This is a genomic window from Achromobacter sp. 2789STDY5608621 (genome assembly GCF_001299375.1).
In the GTDB taxonomy this organism is placed as follows: domain Bacteria; phylum Pseudomonadota; class Gammaproteobacteria; order Burkholderiales; family Burkholderiaceae_B; genus Achromobacter; species Achromobacter insuavis.
The window spans coordinates 112,332-129,869 of record NZ_CYTU01000009.1 but is presented as its reverse complement, the minus strand read 5'-3'; the positions used below and the strand labels follow the sequence as shown (position 1 = coordinate 129,869).

The window sequence follows — 17,538 nt, the reverse complement described above, 5'->3', positions numbered from 1 at the left end:
GGCGTCCTGCGCCTGCGCGGCCGGCAGTCCGGCCGTGGCCAGCAGCGCGCCAGCGGCCAGGCCCTGCAACAGCGACAGCGGACGGCGCCGGGGGAACGAGGGGGGAGACTTGCGGGACATGAGGATATTTCTCTCGATCGGATGAAGGCCGGGCGACCCTGGGCGGGACGCCGTGGGTCGCTTACCTCTGCTTGATCGAACGAGAGGACAAAAGCCGGAACCACTTTTTGAAAAAAAACGCCGCGGTCTGTGACGGGCGCCTTGCGGGGGCCGCCGGCCCTAGGGCCGGGCCTCCACCGAGGTCCACCAGGGAAGGCTGCGGCGGATCCGGATGGGCAGGGCGGCGGCCAGCATCGCCAGCGCGCGGTCGGGCTCGGTCAGCGGGTAGCTGCCCAGCACCCGGATGCCGGCGACATCGGCGCTGGCGCCCAGATGGCCGCTCTGGTAACGGGCCAGCTCGCGCAGCACCTCGGACAAGGGAATGTCCTGCGCGATCAGGATGCCCCGCGACCAGGCCTCGCGGGCCGGATCGGCCGGCGCGCCGGCGTCGATGGCGGTGCGCGAATAGCGCGCCTGCCGGCCCGCCGGCACCACCTGGGTCAGCCCGCCGTCGGCGGTGCGGATCTCCACCGCCCCCTCATACACCGCCAGCAGGGCGTCGGCGCCGTCGATGCGCACGGTGAAGCGCGTGCCCAGCGCCCGCAGCTGGCCATACGGCGTCGACACCAGGAACGGGCGGGCGGGATCGGGCGCGGTCTGGATCAGCACTTCCCCCGAGCGCAGCACCAGGCGGCGCACCTGCGCGTCATAGTCGTCGTCGAAGGCGCTGGCGGTATTGAGCCAGACGCGGGTGCCGTCGGACAGCGCCAGTTCGCGGATTTCGCCCGTGCCGGTGCGGTGGTCGGCCATCCAGGCCAGCGCCAGGTCCGGCACCGGACTGTGGCGCACGGTGATCCAGGCCAGCGCGCCGCCGCCGGCCAGGCCGAGCACAACGCGGCGCCGGGTCAGGCGCGCCCGGGCCAGGCGGTAGGCCTCGGTGGCCGGACGCCGCACCGGGCTGCGCTGGATCGGATCGAAGCGCTGGCTGATGCGTTCGACGTACGACCAGGCTTCGCGGTGGCGGGCATCGGCATCCAGCCAGGCCTGCCAGCGGCCGTGGTCGTCCGCGGCGGCCTGGCCGGAGCGCAGCAGCGCATACCATTCGGCCGCCTGTTCCAGCGAATCGTCGATCGCGCCGTACAGGCCGGGCGCGGCCAGGGGCGAGGGCGAGGTCATGCGCCGCCGGCCGCCAGCCGGGCTTCCAGGCGCAGGCAGTGCAGCATCGCCTGCGCCACGTATTTGCGGACCATGCGGCTGGACACCTGTAGCTCGTCGGCCACTTCCTGGTCGGTCATGTCGCAGGCCACGGCCAGCACGAAGGCCGTGGCGGCCTTGGGCGGCAGGCTGCGCAGCATGTCGTCGATCTCGTGCAGGGCCTGCATCACCATGGCCTGCTGTTCCGCCGACGGCGCCACGGGTTCGGGCTGCGCGGCCAGGGTTTCCAGCCAGGCCTGCTCGATTTCGCGGCGGCGCCACAGGTCGATGCACAGGCCGTTGGCCATGGTGCGCAGGTAGACGCGCGCCTGTGGCGCGGTGTCGAAGCGCCGCGGCCGCGCCAGCAGCCGCATGAAGGCGTCGTGCGCCAGGTCGGCGGCATCGCAGGCATTGCCCAGCCGCCGACGCAGCCATCCCTGCAGCCAGGCATGGTGGCTGGTGTACAGGGTCTCGATGGTGGGGGTGGAGGCGGACTCCGGCTGGCTCACGATGGGCAACGCTGCGGCCGCCGCGGCGGCCAGGGGAATTGTCAGGAAACGAGAATTGTAATTATTTTTACTAATAGAGCAATCCGGGTGTTGCGGGCCCGCATCGGGCGGGCCGGTGGTGCCGGCCGGTGCGGCGCCCCATGTCACCGAATTGAGACGAATGAGCATGACAGGGCGACTTCATGATTCATTTGATATCACCATGCCGCGCATACTGCCTCCATGGCGTCAGGCATCGGGCCACGCCGGTTTTCAGGAGCAGGACATGCTGGATTGGGTGAACTACCAAAAGGAACTGATGGGCCGCATCGGCGAGCTGGGCGCGTTGACGCCCGATACGCTCAAGGGCTACCAGGCGCTGTCGGCGGCCGGCGCCAAGACCGCGCATCTGGACGCCAAGACGCGCGAACTGATCGCGCTGGCGGTGGCCGTGACCACGCGTTGCGACGGCTGCATCACGGTGCACTCGGCGCAGGCGCTCAAGCACGGCGCCACCCGCGAGGAAATCGGCGAGGCGCTGGGCGTGGCGGTGGCGTTGAACGCCGGCGCGGCCATGGTGTACTCGGCCCGCGTGCTGGACGCCGTCAGCGCGCACCAGCCGGGCTGAGGCCGGCGCACCGGCCTCAATCGTGCCGGTGCATGGCCGACTGATGCTTGGTGTCGCGCATGGTCGCGTACACCAGCAGCGAGATGAAGATGACGCCCGCCAGGTAGTAGTAGAACCACTGCTCGTGGCCCTGCTGCTTGAACCACAGCGCGATGGCGGGCGCCGTGCCGCCGAAGATCGACACGGTGATGGCGTACGGCACCGCCACGCCGGTGGCGCGGATGTTGGTGGGGAACAGTTCGGCCTTCACCACCGCGTTGATCGAGGTGTAGCCGGCCGTGAAGATCCAGGCCGCGCAGATCAGCAGGAAGGCGATGAATGGCGAGCGGGTCTGCGACAGCGTCATCAGCAGCGGCACGGTGAGCAGCGCGCCCGCGATGCCGAAGAACACCAGCAGCGGCTTGCGCCCGATCCTGTCGGACAGCGCGCCGTACAGCGGCTGCAGGATCAGCGCGAAGATCAGCGACGCGGCGATCACGTAGGTGGTGACGATGTCCGAGAACCCGGCGGTCTGCCGCACGAAGGTCTGCATGTAGGTGGTGAAGGTGTAGAACGCCGCCGTGCCGCCGGCCGTCAGGCCGACCACGATCGCAACTTCGCGCGGGTAGCGCAGCAGGCCGCGCAGCGAACTGGTCCGGGGCTTGCTCTGGCTGGCTTGCTTGTAGGAGTCGGTCTCGGGCATGTCGCGGCGCATGACGGCGGTGATGATGGCCAGCATGGCGCCGATCACGAACGGAATGCGCCAGCCCCATTCCACCAGCTGCTCGTGCGTCAGGAACACGTTCTGCAGCAACAGCAGCACCAGGATGGCGCAGAGCTGGCCGCCGATCAGCGTGACGTACTGGAAGCTGGAATAGAAGCCGCGGTGTTCCGGGTCGGCGATCTCGGTGAGATAGGTGGCGCTGGCGCCGTATTCGCCGCCCAGGCTCAGGCCCTCGATGACCCGCGCCAGCGCCAGCAGCGCCGGCGCCGCCAGCCCGATGGACGCGTAGGTGGGCGTGACCGCGATGATCAGCGAGCCCACGCACATCATGCCCACCGAGACCATCAGCGACAATCGTCGCCCGTGGCGGTCGGCCAGGTGGCCGAACAGCCAGCCGCCCAGCGGCCGCACGATGAAGCCGGCGGCGAACAGCGTGGCGGCGTTCAGCTGCTGCACGACGGGGTCGTGAGAGGGGAAGAAGGCGGGGGCGAAGTACAGGGCGAAGGCGGTATAGGCGTAGAAGTCATACCATTCGACCAGGTTGCCCATGGAGCCGACGAAGATCGCCTTGATGCGGCGTTTGGCGTCGGGCATGTCGAGATACGCTTGGCTCATATCTGTCTTCCACGGAGACGGTACCCACCTATCTTGCGCCTGCCGGCGCAAAAAAGCACGCCCGCGCCCGAGCGGGATGCTTGTTCAGCTTGGTGTCAATTTTGGGGCGCGCCTACTTGCGCGGCGGTTCGATCACCGTGCAGGCGGCCGCGCCGGCGGGCGCCTGCGCATCGTCGCCGAGCAACGCGCGCGCGCCGCAGACCGAGCCGAACATGCCCTTGTACTCGTGGCCGACGCCGGTCACTTCGAAGCCGGCGCGGTGCAGCGTCACCGGCCGGTTGCCGCGGGCGGCGACGATGCGTTCGTACTGCAGGTAGGCGGTGCCGCGCGCCAGCCGGGTGGCGCCCTGGGCCTCGGCGCCGCAGGTCTTGTCCAGCAGGCGGTGCTCGGGATTGTTGTCGGCGCCGCCCAGCAGGTAGGTGACGTCGCGCGCCGCGTAGCGGATGAACAGGCGCGTGTCGTCGGTTTCCTGCGCGAACGGGGGCAGCTTGTCGGTGCCGTACTTGTACTGGTTGTAGGTCGGGCAGATGCCGCGCTCGTAGGGCGCGTAGCCCTTGCCGTCGGGGCGCGGGCGCTCGCGGGTCAGGTACAGATAGGAGGAGGGATTGGCGATCACGTAGCGCACGGCGATGCCGTCGCGCCGCAGCGGGCCGTCGATCTGGTTCAGCGCGGCGTAGCGCTGCACCAGCTGGCCGCCGCCGGAATGGCCGGCCAGCACGATGCCGGCCAGGGTCGGCAGGCGCTTGCGGTCGTCCAGGCTGCGCAGCAGGTCGTCGATGACCTGGAACGCGCTGACCGGCGCCGGCCGGCCGTTGGCCTGCACGCTGTCGTCGCCGTCTTCCCAGCTGGATTTGCGCCAGGCCGCCATGCCGGCGAAGCCCGAATCGATCACGCCGACGAAGCGCGGCGCCAGGATCAGGGTGTCGTTGGCCCGCGCCGGATTGGCGGCCAGCACCGTGGCGGCGGTCTCGTAATAGGCGTCGGCGTTGCGCTTGACGCCGTGGAACACGATCACGATTTGCTTGATATCGCGCAGGTCGCCGCGCGCCAGGTTCCGGTTAGCATAGACCGGTACCTTGTAGCGGTGGCCGGGCTTGCCCAGTTCGAGCGTCTGCCAGCGCGGCACCACCACCCGCTTGGGCGCGGGCACGGGTTCGTCGTAATCGTAGGGATCGGGCAGCGGCGTCTGCGCGCGCGCCGCCAGGGGCAGCAGGGCCGCCAGGGCCAGCGCCGCCGCGCTCCAGGCCCGGCGCGAGCGCAACAGGCGCGGCGCCGGGTACGGCTGTGCGGCGCCGGGTGCGGCGGTGCGGCGCATGGCGCGGGCGGGCGTCAGCAGCCCTCGTGGCCCAGCAGTTGCTTGAGCGCGGGCTGGTCCAGGATACGGACTTCGCGCTGGTTGATGCGGATCAGGCCGTCGCGCGCGAAGCGCGAGAACAGCCGGCTGACCGTTTCCAGCGTCAGGCCGAGATAGTTGCCGATTTCCTCGCGGCTCATGCGCAGCACGAATTCGGTCGACGAGTAGCCCAGCGACGCATAGCGTTGCGACAGGTTGAGCAGGAACGCGGCCAGGCGCTGTTCGGAGCGCATCGAGCCCAGCGACGCCAGCATCTGGTGCGAGCGCGTGATCTCGCGGCTCATCAGGCGGCGGAACTGCTGCTGCAGCGAGGGCAGGTGGGTGGCCACGCGGTCGACTTCGTTCAGGCGGATCACGCAGACTTCGGAGTCTTCCAGGGCCACGGCGGCCGAGACGTGCTTGCCGTCCAGCATGCCGTCCATGCCGACGATCTCGCCGGGCAGGTGGAATCCGGTGATCTGGATCTGGCCGGTGGCGTCTTCGAGCTGCGTTTTCAGGCTGCCGAAGCGCACGCCGTAGACGGCGTCCAGGGGGTGATCCAGCGAATACAGCGTCTTGCCCTTTTCGAGGCGCACGCGCTCTTTCACCAGTTCGTCCAGCTTTTCTACTTCGGCGGCTGCCATCCCGACCGGGACACACACGTGGCCCAACATACACGTGGAACAGTGGGCGGCATCAGGGGCAACGGGAACCCGTTTTTGCATACGATGACCTTTATAGTGCCCGGACCCGGCGGGTAGCCTGGACGGGCTTAAAGCGTGAAGACAGGTACCCATTGTAGTCCGTTGTTACTACGGGTGTCTTACGGGGCGTTTTGCAGCGCATTTCTACGGCGGCATCCGGCCCGGGCGGGCCTGGCGGTAGGTCACCCAGTCATCGCCGTCGATGTCCGTCGCGGTCCCGCGCCACGCCGGGTCGATGGGGTAATACTCGCAGGCCACCGGAGCGGCATCGGGCGCCAGCGGCCGGGCCAGCACCGGCCGGCGCACGAAGCAGCCGGGGCGGTCGGGGGCGTATTCCTCGATCTCATCCATGAGGGCGACCAGGGCCGGGTCGACCTCGTAGATGTCGCCCAGCACCCGCCGGCCGTCGGCCACCGGGAGCAATCCGGGCCAGTCGCCGAAATCCACCAGCATGCCGGGCACCGTGGCCGGGCCGACGTGGCGCGCCGGCGGCAGGCCGCGGCGCGCGGCGGCCTGCGCCAGGTCATTGATTTCGCCGGCGCGTAGCGTGCCGTAGACAAAAACGTATATGCTCATAGGGCAGATTGTTGCTGTACGCGGATGTGTTAACAGACCCAAATCCCTGCGGCCGACGAGGTATTGAAATTCTCGCATCCGGCCGCATATTCAGGTCATCGAGCCCGCCGGCGCGTATCGGTCAGGCTCACCAACAAGCCACAAACGACCATTATGCGATTCGACAAACTGACCACCAAGTTCCAGCAAGCCCTGGCCGACGCTCAGAGTCTGGCCGCCCGCAACGATCACCCCTACATCGAGCCCGTCCACGTGCTGTCGGCGCTGCTGTCCGACGCCGACAGCGGCGCCGGCAGCCTGCTGGCGCGCGCCGGCGTGGCCGTCAACCGGCTGCAGCCGGCTCTTGACGCCGCGCTCAAGGCGCTGCCCCAGGTGCAGGGCGATGACAACGTCCAGGTCGGCCGCGACCTGCAGGGCGTGCTGACCCGCACCGACAAGGAAGCCGCGCGCCGCGGCGACACCTACATCGCCAGCGAACTGTTCCTGCTGGCCCTGGCCGACGACAAGGGCGAGGCCGGCCGCATCCTGCGCGAAGCGGGCCTGCAGAAAAAAGCCCTCGAGGCCGCCATCGACGCCGTGCGCGGCGGCGAGAACGTATCCGGCGCCGAAGGCGAATCCAACCGCGAGGCCTTGTCCAAGTACACCATGGACCTGACCGAGCGCGCCCGCCAGGGCAAGCTCGACCCGGTCATCGGCCGCGACGACGAAATCCGCCGCACCATCCAGATCCTGCAGCGCCGCACCAAGAACAATCCGGTCCTGATCGGCGAACCCGGCGTGGGCAAGACCGCCATCGTCGAAGGCCTGGCGCAGCGCATCGTCAACGACGAAGTGCCCGAGACCCTGCGCGGCAAGCGCGTGCTGTCGCTCGACCTGGCCGCGCTGCTGGCCGGCGCCAAGTTCCGCGGCGAATTCGAAGAGCGCCTGAAGGCCGTGCTCAAGGAACTGTCGCAGGACGACGGCAGCAACATCGTCTTCATCGACGAGCTGCACACCATGGTCGGCGCCGGCAAGGCCGAGGGCGCGATGGACGCCGGCAACATGCTCAAGCCGGCGCTGGCGCGCGGCGAGCTGCACTGCATCGGCGCCACCACGCTGGACGAATATCGCAAGTACATCGAAAAGGACGCCGCGCTCGAACGCCGCTTCCAGAAGGTGCTGGTCGACGAACCCGATGTCGAGTCCACCATCGCCATCCTGCGCGGCCTGCAGGAACGCTATGAAATCCACCACGGCGTCGAGATCACCGACCCGGCCATCGTGGCCGCGGCCGAACTCTCGCACCGCTACATCACCGACCGCTTCCTGCCCGACAAGGCCATCGACCTGATCGACGAGGCCGGCGCCCGCATCCGCATGGAAATCGACTCCAAGCCGGAAGTGATGGACAAGCTCGACCGCCGCATCATCCAGCTCAAGATCGAGCGCGAGGCCGTCAAGAAGGAAACCGACGACGCCTCCAAGCGCCGCCTGGGCGTGATCGAGGACGAGCTCGAGAAGCTGCAACGCGAGTACAACGACTTCGAGGAAATCTGGAAGGCCGAGAAGGCCGCGGTGCAGGGCACCCAGGCCATCAAGGAAGAGATCGACAGCGTGCGCGCCGAAATGGCCGAGCTGCAGCGCAAGGGCCAGTTCGACAAACTGGCCGAGCTGCAGTACGGCAAGCTGCCCGACCTGGAGGCGCGCCTGAAGGCGGCCGAAGTCGGCGCGGCCCAGGCGGCCGAGGAAGCCGAGGGCGGCGAAGGCCGGCCGCGCCTGCTGCGCACCCGTGTCGGCGCCGAGGAAATCGCCGAGGTCGTGTCGCGCGCCACCGGCATCCCGGTGTCCAAGATGATGCAGGGCGAACGCGAGAAGCTGCTGCACATGGAGGAATATCTGCACAAGCGCGTGGTCGGCCAGGACGAGGCCGTGCGCCTGGTGTCCGATGCCATCCGCCGTTCGCGCGCCGGCCTGGCGGATCCGTCGCGTCCCTATGGGTCGTTCCTGTTCCTGGGCCCCACCGGCGTGGGCAAGACCGAGCTGACGCGCGCGCTGGCCGAGTTCCTGTTCGACTCCGAAGAGCACATGATCCGCATCGACATGAGCGAATTCATGGAGAAGCACTCGGTGGCGCGGCTGATCGGCGCGCCGCCCGGATACGTGGGCTACGAAGAGGGCGGCTACCTGACCGAGGCCGTGCGCCGCAAGCCGTACAGCGTGGTGCTGCTCGATGAAGTCGAGAAGGCCCATCCGGACGTCTTCAACGTGCTGCTGCAGGTGCTGGACGACGGCCGTCTGACCGACGGCCAGGGCCGCACGGTGGACTTCCGCAACACCGTCATCGTGATGACGTCGAACCTGGGTTCGCAGCACATCCAGACGCTGGCCGGCCAGCCGTACGACGTGGTCAAGGAAGTGGTCTGGGGCGAGCTCAAGCAGACGCTGCGGCCCGAGTTCCTGAACCGCATCGACGAAGTGGTGGTGTTCCACGGACTGGAAGCGCAGCACATCGAGTCCATCGCCCGCATCCAGCTGCGCCGCCTGGCCGAGCGCCTGGAAAAGCAGGAGATGCGGCTGGAAGTGACCGAGCCCGCGCTGGCCGAACTGGCCCGCGACGGTTTCGATCCGGTGTTCGGGGCGCGTCCGCTCAAGCGCACCATCCAGCAGCAGATCGAGAACCCGGTCGCCCGGCTGATCCTGGAAGGCCAGTTCGGTCCGCGCGATGTGGTGCCAGTGGATTGGCGCGACGGCAAGTTCGTGTTCACGCGCACGTTGCAGTAAACCTGGTCACATCGCCCTTTTCGGGCGCACAAAAGAAGCCCCGCAGGCAATTGCTTGCGGGGCTTTGTCTTGGGCGTCGGCGCCGCGGATGCGGCGCCGGCCAACGGTTTCACGGGGTGGCGTAATCCTGCCGCTGGTTGCCCAATTGCCGGCCCAGGCCTTGCAGCGTCCGCAACACCAGCGCCAGGCCGCGCCGGGTGTCCTCGTCGCGCGACAGCTGGAACAAGCCGCCCAGGCCCGGCGGGCGCGCCTCTTGCAACCCCTGCGCCTGGGCCACGCGCCAGGCATTGGAGAGGGTCCAGGCCGCGCCCGTGGCCTGTTCCGACAGCGTGCCCAGTTTTTCCACCATGGGCGCATCGAGCAGGTCGACCAGGTCGGACGCCAGCGCCAGCAGGTCGACGATGTTGTCCAGCCGGCCGCTATCGGCCAGCGGTTGCAGCTTGTCCGCCAATTGCGCCAGCGCATCGCCGGGGGGCGGCGTATCGAACGGGGCGGTGCGCTGTCCGGCCGTGGGCAGGCTGTTGCCTTGCGGTGTGTTCATAGCATTCCCCTGGCGACGGACCAGTACAGGCCCCGGTTGAAACCGTGCCGCAGCAATCCGCCCAGTTTGGTGGGCGGCGTTGGCCGCACGTCGTGGGTGTAGTCGTACCAGAGCGGCATGCCGGCGTTCAAGCCCATCTGCGCCACCGCCTGGACTCGCCCGTCGTAGACGCTGCAGGGATGGCCCAGCCGGATTTCGCCGGCGATGTTGTTGGCGATGACGGGGGCCTGGTTGTGGCACGAACCGCCGGCCTTGCTGACGGGCAGGTCGACCGTGTCGCCGATCACGTACACGTTCTCCAGGCCGTACACCTGCATGGTCTCGTGGTCGGTGGGCAGCCAGCCTTCGTTGTCCGGCGCCTGCGAAGCGCCGGATTCCAGCACGGCGTCGACCGCGCGGATCGGCGGCGTGGCCATGAGGATGTCGAAAGGTTGCTCGATGCCTTCTTCAGAATAGGCGATGCGCTGGTCGGGATCGACCTTCGCGAGGGTGAAGCCGCGCTGGAACCGGATGCCGCGCTGTTCGAAGATGGCCGGCAGCACCTCGCACGTGGGCTTTTGCAGGAACAGGCAGTTGCGCAGCAGTTGCGAGGTGGTCGGGTAGGTGTAGACGATCTCGACCCGGTCGCGCACGCCGCGGCGGCGCAGGTAGTCGTCGAGCATCAGCGTGGTTTCGATCGGCGCGATGCCGCATTGGTGCGGCACATTGGGCGTCTTGGGAAAGGTGACGCTGACGAATACGCGCCCGCGTTCGATCGTGGCCAGGCGGCCGGCCAGCTGCCGCGCCGGCTCGTGCTGGTAGAAATGGTCGCCCGCCTCGCGCAGGCCCTCGATGCGCTCGGGCGCGGGAACGCAACCGGTGGCGATGACGAGATAGTCGTAGCCATGGCGCTTGCCGCTGCGCGTGTGCAATTGCTGGGCGTTGAAATCGAAGCGCGTCACCTTGTCGACGCGGAACTCGATTTCAGGCCGCAGCAGGGAACGTTCGGGGCGCTTGAGCTCTTCCTGGAAGAACAGGTTGAACGCCACATACATGAAGGCCGGTTTGTAGTAATGATCCGGCGAATCGGACAGCAACATGATGCTGACCTTGCCGGCCGACACTTCGGGATACAGCTTGTGGACCAGTTGGTTGGCCAACATGGTGCCGCCGACCCCGCCACCCACGACAACAATTCGCTTGCTCATAAAAATCCTCCAATGAGAATAATCAGGAACCAAGTGCAGTTGCGCCCTTATATGTAGCAAGTGGGGAGGGGTCGGTCAATCCAGTGGCGCCTTACTGCTTGACCGTCACGAACACCGGGTTCGAGTAGAACCACAGGTCGTTGTAGTTGCGCGCATTGATGGCGTTGAAGCGGGCGGCGTTGTCGGTCAGGTCGATCTTGGCGTCCGGCAGCGGTTCGCCGTTGGCGGTCTCGCCGGCCACGTCGGGCGCCAGGTTGGTGCCGCGCAGGCGCAGGTACTGGCTCTTGTCGGCGGTCAGCTTGATCTTGATGACGTTGTAGCCGTCCTTGTCCACGGTCCAGTCCTTGCTCGTGTAGCGGCCCAGCACGCGGGTGCTCGGATTGGTGGCGTTGTCGTATGCCGGCGTGCCGGCGGCGGCGCGGGCGCCGACATCGCCCACGATCAGGTCGACGTGGTGCACGGTCGGCTTGACGTAGGTGGGGTTGCCGCTTTCGATCGGATACTCGTAGTGGTTGCTGGCGGGGCTGCGAAAGCGGATGGTGACTTCCACCTGCTCGCCCTTGGCCGCCGTCAGCTCGCCGCCCATCTGGGCCGTGCCCGACGCGCCCTGCGCCTGGAATTCGAGCGCGTCGATCAGGTCGCCGAAGACGCCGAACAGGCGGCCGCTCTTGAGGCCCGTGACCACCGCGGCCATGTCCTTGCCGTCTTTCCAGACGTAGGTCTTGGCGTATTCGCCCGGCGCGTAGCCGCTGCTGTACTGGCCGGTGGCGTTGATGCGGAAGTGGAAGTCCGAATCGGCCACGGTCCAGATGTGGCGGCCTTCGCCCAGCAGCGCGTCCCAGGTGCCGCCCAGCTTGGCCACCAGGTAGTCGACGCCGCCATAGGTGCGGTTGGGCAGCTTGTCCGGCGTGTAGGCCTCGGCGTAGCCGCCGCGGTCCGGCTCCATCTGGTTGCCGACCATGCCTTCGATGGCGAAGAAGATCGACGGCGCCAGATCATGCATTTCGCGCAGCTGGCCGATGGTGTACTTGCCGGCATAGCGCGACGGGTGGTTCAGCAGCATGTAGCTGTCGGGGTGCTTGTCGCGCAGCCACTTCAGGGCCGTCAGCGAGTCGGCGTGCGTGGTGTACGCGCGCGGCTGGCCGGCCAGGTCGGCGACCAGCTGCGCGTCGAACAGGTTGGCGGCCTTGTTGGTGTACAGGTATTCGAATTCCGCCACGGCGCGCAGCGACTTGGCGGACATCGGGTCGTTGGTGCCGATGCCGATGTTGACGTGGTCGTGCGTGGGCATGTCCCATTCGAACGACGAGAAGATGATCTTGCCGGCGTAGCGGCCCGCCGCCTGCGCCTGCTTGATGAACGGCACTTCGTAGCGCGCCATGCCGGTCGAGAACGGGATCGAGCCGCCGGGGATGTTGGCGCCGGTGTTGTCGCGCGCCGACATGCGCAGGTGGTTCGAGAGCGCGGCCCAGTCGAGTTTGTAGCGGTCGAAGGCCTGGTCCAGCACGCTCTCCAGGGTGGTCTGGGCGTCGTCGGACTGGATCGTGTGCACGTGCAGGTCGCCGGCGCTCCAGGCGCCGGTCTTCACCGGCGGCGCGGGCTCGGTCACGACCGGCGGCGCGCTCGTGTCGTCATCGTCGTCGCTGCCGCCGCAGGCGCTCAGCAAGGTTACGCAAGCCAGCGACAACGGCATCAGGGCCCGCCGCAGGCGGGTTACTTCGAACTGCATTCCATACTCCAGCGTCATGCGGCCCGCACCGGCGCGGCGCCGCGAAGGCCCGCACTATGCGGGCCGCGAGTGACGCGGGAATGACAGCTTGCCGTTAGCGGGCGCCGCCCGCCGCATCGGCCAGCGCTTGGCGGATGATGGCCTGCGCGGTCCAGCGCGCGACGTCGGTGACGGCCGGCAATTCCAGGCCCCAGATGTCCTTGAGCACCAGGAACACTTCGGTGCCGTAGACCAGCGACAGCGCCTGCGCCACGCGTTCCTGCTGCGCCGGCGGCAGCGCGTCCGCCAGCGGCGCGATGGCGCGCTTGAGAATGTCGACTCGATGGCCGCGCACCAGCCGCGGCTCGTTGCCGGCGCGGCCGGCGCTGGCTTCGGCGTGCTGCTGCAGCGACACCTGGATGGCCGCGCGCAGCGGCGCTTCGTGGGCCGCCAGGCGCGGGTAGGCGAAGCGCAGCAGTTCGTCGACGCGGGTGGCGGCGTCGGGCGCGGTCGAGTCCCAGGCCAGGATCGGCCCCAGGCTTTCGTCGACCACGGCGGCGATCAGCGCGCTCTGGCTCGGGAAGTAGCGGTAGGCGGTGGCGCGCGACACCTGCGCGTGCTCGGCCAGTTCGGCCACCGACGGGGTGATGCCTTGCGCCATCAGGCGCTGCGCCGCGTCCAGCAGGATCTTGCGCATGCGCGCGCGCGGCCCGTGCGGCGGTTCGCCGCTGGCGGCGGCCTGCCGGCTGGCGGGCGCGATCAGGCGCGCCGGGGCGGCGGCCGGCTTGCGCGCGGCGGTCGTGGTTTGACGTGAGACAGGTGTCTCAGTATGATTCTTTCGTCTCATTTCTTGATTCTACAGGGCCACGCGCCCCGGACATATATCGAGGCGCGCACCGAGTGTAGCCGCCCGCGGAGGAGTCATGACGCATTCGAATCGGCGGGTTTTCGTGGCCGCCACCTACGACACCAAGGGCCACGAGGCCGAGTATGTGGTCGATCTGCTCAAGCGAGATGGCCTGGACGTGGTCTCGGTGGACGTGTCCACCACCGGCGCGGCCAGCGCGGCGCAGGTGCAGGCGCGGGAGGTGGCGCGCAGCCACCCGCAGGGCGAGCAGGCCGTGTTCACGGGCGACCGTGGCAGCGCCATCGCCGCCATGGCGCTGGCGTTCGAGCGCTATGCCGCCGCCAACCCCGATATCGGCGCCTTGCTGGGCCTGGGCGGCTCCGGCGGCACCGCGTTGATCACCCCGGCCATGCGCGCGCTGCCCATCGGCGTGCCCAAGCTGATGGTCTCGACCATGGCGTCGGGCAACGTTGCGCCCTACGTTGGCCCGTCCGACATCGCGATGATGTACTCCGTGACCGACGTGGCCGGCCTGAACCGCATCTCGCGCCGCGTGCTGGCCAATGCCGCCGGCGCCATCGGCGGCGCCTTCCGCCAGGCCGCCACGGCCACGGGCGGCGACAGCCAGCCGGCCGTCGGCATCACCATGTTCGGCGTCACCACCGCCTGCGTGCAGCAGGTCACGCCGCTGCTCGAATCGCGCTATGACTGCCTGGTGTTCCACGCCACCGGCACCGGCGGCCAGTCGATGGAAAAACTGCTCGACAGCCATCTGCTGTCCGGCGTGCTGGACCTGACCACCACCGAGGTCTGCGACTTCCTGTTCGGCGGCGTGCTGGCCTGCACCGAGGACCGCTTCGGCGCCGTGGCCCGCACCCGCGCGCCCTACGTCGGCTCTTGCGGCGCGCTCGACATGGTCAATTTCGGCGCCATGGATTCGGTGCCCGAGCGCTACCAGGGCCGCACCTTCTACCCCCACAACCCGCAGGTGACGCTGATGCGCACCACCGTGGAAGAAAACCGCCGCCAGGGCGAGTGGATCGCCGACAGGCTGAACCGCTGCGACGGTCCGGTGCGTTTCCTGATCCCGGAAGGCGGCGTGTCGGCGCTGGACGCGCCGGGCCAGGCGTTCTGGGACCCGCAGGCCGACGCCGCGCTGTTCGACGCGCTGGAGTCGCGGCTGGTGCAGACCGCCAACCGCCGCCTGGTGCGCGTGCCGTGCCACATCAACGACCCGCTGTTCGCCCGCGCCGCGGTCGAGCAGTTTCTCGACATCGCAACACACTGAGGATTTCCGCCATGCCGCGCTTCGACCGTAACCAACTGCTGGACAAGTTCCGCGCCATGGTGCGCGCCCGCACCCCCATCGTGGGCGGCGGCGCCGGCACCGGACTGTCCGCCAAGTGCGAGGAAGCGGGCGGCATCGACCTGATCGTGATCTACAACTCGGGCCGCTACCGCATGGCCGGGCGCGGCTCGCTGGCCGGCCTGCTGGCCTACGGCAACGCCAACGAGATCGTGGTCGACATGGGTCGCGAAGTGCTGCCGGTGGTCAAGCACACGCCGGTGCTGGCCGGCGTCAACGGCACCGATCCGTTCTGCGACTTCGACGTGTTCCTGGACGACCTCAAGCGCCAGGGCTTTGCCGGCGTGCAGAACTTTCCCACCGTCGGCCTGATCGACGGCACCTTCCGCGTCAACCTGGAAGAGACCGGCATGGGCTACGCGCTGGAAGTGGACATGATCCGCCTGGCGCACGAAAAAGGCATGCTGACCACGCCGTACGTCTTCAACGAGGACGACGCTGTGGCCATGACGCAGGCCGGCGCCGACATCATCGTGGCGCACATGGGCCTGACCACCGGCGGTTCGATCGGCGCCGAGACCGCGCTGACGCTGGACGATTGCGTGGCCGCCATCGACCGCATCGCCGCGGCCGCGCTGGCCGTGCGTCCGGACGTGATCGTGCTGTGCCACGGCGGCCCCATCGCCACGCCCGAGGATGCCGCCCACGTCCTGCGCCATTGCCGGCATTGCCATGGTTTCTACGGCGCCAGCTCGATGGAGCGCCTGCCCACCGAACAGGCGCTGACCGCCGCCACCCGCGAGTTCAAGCAACTGACTTTCTGACAGGAGTCCGCATGCCGCATACCGTCTACACCAGCGCCATCGTCCAGGCGCCGCTGGCCAAGGTCTGGCCGCAGTTCCGTGATTTCAATGGCCTGGCGGGATGGCATCCCGGCATCGCCCAGAGCCGCCTTGAAGAGGGCGGCCGCCACGATGCGGTCGGCTCGGTGCGCTATCTGTCGCTCAAGCCCTCGGGCTTCGTGCGCGAGCAGCTGCTGATGCTGGATGACCCCGGCACGGCGCTGCGCTACTCGATCATCGAGACCGACCTGCCGATGCGCGACTACGTCGCCGGCGTCACCCTGACGGCGATTACCGAGAGCGGCGCCACGCTGGTGGAATGGTGGGCCGATTTCCGCGTCGAGGACGGCGCCGACCTGCAGGCGGTGGCCACCGCCGTGGGGCAGGGCGTGTTCGCCGCCGGCCTGGCCGCGCTGGACGAGAAGCTGCGCGGCTGAACGGCGCCTGCCGCCACGGAGGCCAGCACGGCGTTGCCGCCTCCGCTCAACCGCGCCTGCGCGCCGCGCCCGCCGCCAGCCGGCAACCGGCCGGCAGCGCCGCGCCGCGCAGATAATCGCGGATGGCGCGGATCAGCGCCTCGGCCGCCGGGCTCAGCGCGTATTCCTTGTGGCGGATGATGCACATCGTGCGCACCACCGTCGGCCGCGCCAGCAGCGCGTAGGCCAGTTCCGGCTCCATCACGCGCTGCGCCGCCAGCGCGGGCAGCAGCGCCACGCCCATGCCGGCCTTCACCAGCGCCGCCTGCGAGGTGGTGCTGGAGGCCTCATAGAAGGGCGCCGCCGCCTCGATCGGCAGATCGGCCCGGGCGCGCAGCAGCGCCATGATGCCGGTCTCGTCCACCACGCCCACCAGCTTGCGGCCGGCCAGGTCGGCCCAGCGCATGGCGCCGTCGCGGCCCGGCCGCAGGCTGGCGTCGTCGCGCCGGTACAGCACGCCGAAGCGGTCTTCCAGCAGCGGATCGAAATGCAGGCCGGGCGCGTCGGCCCAGCGGCTGGTCAGGCCGAAGTCGACCTCGCGCGTGCTCACCTTGCGCTGGATGCGGCCGGAGTTGTCGTCGCTGAGATACAGGCGGATGGCGGGATACTGCGCCGAGAACACCGCCGCCGCCGGCGCGATGAGCTGCGTGATGGCCGACGGCGCGGCGGCCACGCCGACGCGGCCGCGCTCCAGCGCGCCAAAGCGCACCACGTCCTCGATCACGCCATCGAAATCGGCCAGCAGGCGCATCACGCGCGGCAGGAATTCCTCGCCCGCCGCGGTCAGCAGCACGCGCCGGCTGGTGCGCGCGAACAGCTGCGTGGCCAGCGCCTCTTCCAGCTGCCGCACCAGGCTGGTCACGGACGACTGGGTCTGGAACAGGCGCTTGCCCGCGTGCGTGAAGCTGGACTCCTGCGCCACGGCGACGAACGCGGTCAGGTGCTTGAGGGTGACGTGCTTGGGCAGGCGATGCATTTCAAAATGAGATAGATGGATCAGTAAAAACAATTTTTGCAGATTGATCCGGCGGACGATACTAGGGGCTTCATCAAGCACAGGGGCGCCCGCGGGCGTCCCGCGAGCGGCCGGCGTCCAAGCCGGCCCCATCAAGGCGGAAGTTGCATGCAGGAAAATCTGGATCTGGTGATTGAGGGCGGCTGGCTGATTGACGGGCTGGGCGGACCGCGCCGGCGCGCCGACGTCGGCATCCGCGGCGAGCGCATCGCCGTCATCGGCGATCTGTCGGCCATGCCGGCCGGCCGGCGCATCGACGCCGGCGGCAAGATCGTCGCCCCCGGCTTCATCGACACCCACGGCCACGACGACCTGATGTTCGTGGAAAAGCCGGGCCTGGAATGGAAGACCAGCCAGGGCATCACCTCGGTGGTGGTCGGCAACTGCGGCATCAGCGGCGCGCCGGCGCCCTTGCCCGGCAATACCGCCGCGGCGCTGGCGCTGCTGGGCGATTCGCCGCTGTTCACGGACATGGCCGCGTACTTCGGCGCGCTGCAGGCGCAGCGGCCGATGATC

At 68.7% G+C, this 17,538-nt stretch carries 16 protein-coding genes and 1 pseudogene; 6 read left to right on the top strand and 11 right to left on the bottom strand.

The features are described 5' to 3' along the window. Window positions 1–279: 279 nt before the first annotated feature. Together AOZ53_RS12070 and AOZ53_RS12065 are read right to left on the bottom strand one after the other, a co-directional pair. Window positions 280–1,275, bottom strand: a complete 996-nt coding sequence (locus AOZ53_RS12070) for a FecR domain-containing protein (RefSeq protein WP_054487918.1) — start codon at window positions 1,273–1,275, stop codon at window positions 280–282. After that, window positions 1,272–1,802: a sigma-70 family RNA polymerase sigma factor gene (locus AOZ53_RS12065; protein WP_054478314.1), complete on the bottom strand. Its 531-nt coding sequence runs from the start codon at window positions 1,800–1,802 to the stop codon at window positions 1,272–1,274. Before AOZ53_RS12065 ends, AOZ53_RS12070 begins: the two co-directional genes overlap by 4 nt. Before the next feature lie 265 nt (window positions 1,803–2,067). On the opposite strand from AOZ53_RS12065, the gene AOZ53_RS12060 reads away from it, so the two are divergent. Next, window positions 2,068–2,409 carry a carboxymuconolactone decarboxylase family protein gene (locus tag AOZ53_RS12060; protein WP_054430229.1) on the top strand — a complete coding sequence of 114 codons (342 nt, stop codon included), beginning with the start codon at window positions 2,068–2,070 and terminating at the stop codon, window positions 2,407–2,409. Window positions 2,410–2,425: 16 nt separating this feature from the next. Here AOZ53_RS12060 and AOZ53_RS12055 read toward each other — a convergent pair whose 3' ends face one another. From AOZ53_RS12055 to AOZ53_RS12040, 4 genes are all read right to left on the bottom strand, one after another. Beyond that, window positions 2,426–3,727: an MFS transporter gene (locus tag AOZ53_RS12055; RefSeq protein ID WP_054478281.1), complete on the bottom strand. Its 1,302-nt coding sequence runs from the start codon at window positions 3,725–3,727 to the stop codon at window positions 2,426–2,428. Window positions 3,728–3,839: 112 nt separating this feature from the next. After that, on the bottom strand, window positions 3,840–5,042 hold the full coding sequence (locus tag AOZ53_RS12050) for a hypothetical protein (RefSeq protein WP_231690603.1): 1,203 nt from the start codon (window positions 5,040–5,042) through the stop codon (window positions 3,840–3,842). Window positions 5,043–5,056: 14 nt separating this feature from the next. After that, window positions 5,057–5,785, bottom strand: coding sequence for a fumarate/nitrate reduction transcriptional regulator Fnr (gene fnr, locus AOZ53_RS12045; protein WP_006396083.1), 729 nt, complete (start codon window positions 5,783–5,785; stop codon window positions 5,057–5,059). Between the two features lie 123 nt (window positions 5,786–5,908). Beyond that, a complete protein-coding gene (locus AOZ53_RS12040; protein WP_054487916.1) occupies window positions 5,909–6,340 on the bottom strand; it encodes a gamma-glutamylcyclotransferase family protein in 432 nt (143 codons plus the stop codon). Window positions 6,341–6,493: 153 nt separating this feature from the next. On the opposite strand from AOZ53_RS12040, the gene clpB reads away from it, so the two are divergent. Beyond that, the gene (gene clpB / locus AOZ53_RS12035) at window positions 6,494–9,100 is read left to right on the top strand and encodes an ATP-dependent chaperone ClpB (RefSeq protein WP_054478283.1); all 2,607 of its coding nucleotides are present in this window, start codon (window positions 6,494–6,496) and stop codon (window positions 9,098–9,100) included. A gap of 109 nt (window positions 9,101–9,209) precedes the next feature. Here clpB and AOZ53_RS12030 read toward each other — a convergent pair whose 3' ends face one another. From AOZ53_RS12030 to AOZ53_RS12015, 4 genes are all read right to left on the bottom strand, one after another. Next, the gene (locus AOZ53_RS12030) at window positions 9,210–9,641 is read right to left on the bottom strand and encodes a helical membrane plugin domain-containing protein (protein WP_054487914.1); all 432 of its coding nucleotides are present in this window, start codon (window positions 9,639–9,641) and stop codon (window positions 9,210–9,212) included. Beyond that, a complete protein-coding gene (locus tag AOZ53_RS12025) occupies window positions 9,638–10,828 on the bottom strand; it encodes an NAD(P)/FAD-dependent oxidoreductase (RefSeq protein WP_054487912.1) in 1,191 nt (396 codons plus the stop codon). The genes AOZ53_RS12030 and AOZ53_RS12025 overlap by 4 nt, the downstream gene beginning before the upstream one ends. A gap of 91 nt (window positions 10,829–10,919) precedes the next feature. Further along, window positions 10,920–12,557 carry a CehA/McbA family metallohydrolase domain-containing protein gene (locus AOZ53_RS12020; RefSeq protein WP_054487911.1) on the bottom strand — a complete coding sequence of 546 codons (1,638 nt, stop codon included), beginning with the start codon at window positions 12,555–12,557 and terminating at the stop codon, window positions 10,920–10,922. 94 nt (window positions 12,558–12,651) lie between these two features. After that, entirely contained in the window at window positions 12,652–13,299 is a 648-nt protein-coding gene (locus tag AOZ53_RS12015) for a TetR/AcrR family transcriptional regulator (RefSeq protein ID WP_054487962.1), read from the bottom strand. A gap of 160 nt (window positions 13,300–13,459) precedes the next feature. On the opposite strand from AOZ53_RS12015, the gene AOZ53_RS12010 reads away from it, so the two are divergent. Genes AOZ53_RS12010 through AOZ53_RS12000 form a run of 3 tightly spaced genes read left to right on the top strand, consistent with a single transcriptional unit; the run spans window position 13,460 to window position 15,968 of the window. Further along, complete coding sequence (locus AOZ53_RS12010; RefSeq protein WP_054478290.1) at window positions 13,460–14,671, top strand: Tm-1-like ATP-binding domain-containing protein; 1,212 nt, start codon at window positions 13,460–13,462, stop codon at window positions 14,669–14,671. Window positions 14,672–14,682: 11 nt separating this feature from the next. Further along, on the top strand, window positions 14,683–15,513 hold the full coding sequence (locus AOZ53_RS12005) for a phosphoenolpyruvate hydrolase family protein (protein ID WP_054487909.1): 831 nt from the start codon (window positions 14,683–14,685) through the stop codon (window positions 15,511–15,513). Between the two features lie 11 nt (window positions 15,514–15,524). After that, window positions 15,525–15,968, top strand: coding sequence for an SRPBCC family protein (locus AOZ53_RS12000; protein WP_054430203.1), 444 nt, complete (start codon window positions 15,525–15,527; stop codon window positions 15,966–15,968). 46 nt (window positions 15,969–16,014) lie between these two features. Here the strand turns inward: AOZ53_RS12000 and AOZ53_RS11995 are convergent, their stop codons facing one another. Beyond that, complete coding sequence (locus AOZ53_RS11995) at window positions 16,015–16,983, bottom strand: LysR family transcriptional regulator (RefSeq protein ID WP_054430202.1); 969 nt, start codon at window positions 16,981–16,983, stop codon at window positions 16,015–16,017. Window positions 16,984–17,130: 147 nt separating this feature from the next. On the opposite strand from AOZ53_RS11995, the pseudogene AOZ53_RS11990 reads away from it, so the two are divergent. Then, window positions 17,131–17,538 (top strand): annotated as a pseudogene (locus tag AOZ53_RS11990) (N-acyl-D-glutamate deacylase); the annotation flags it as partial.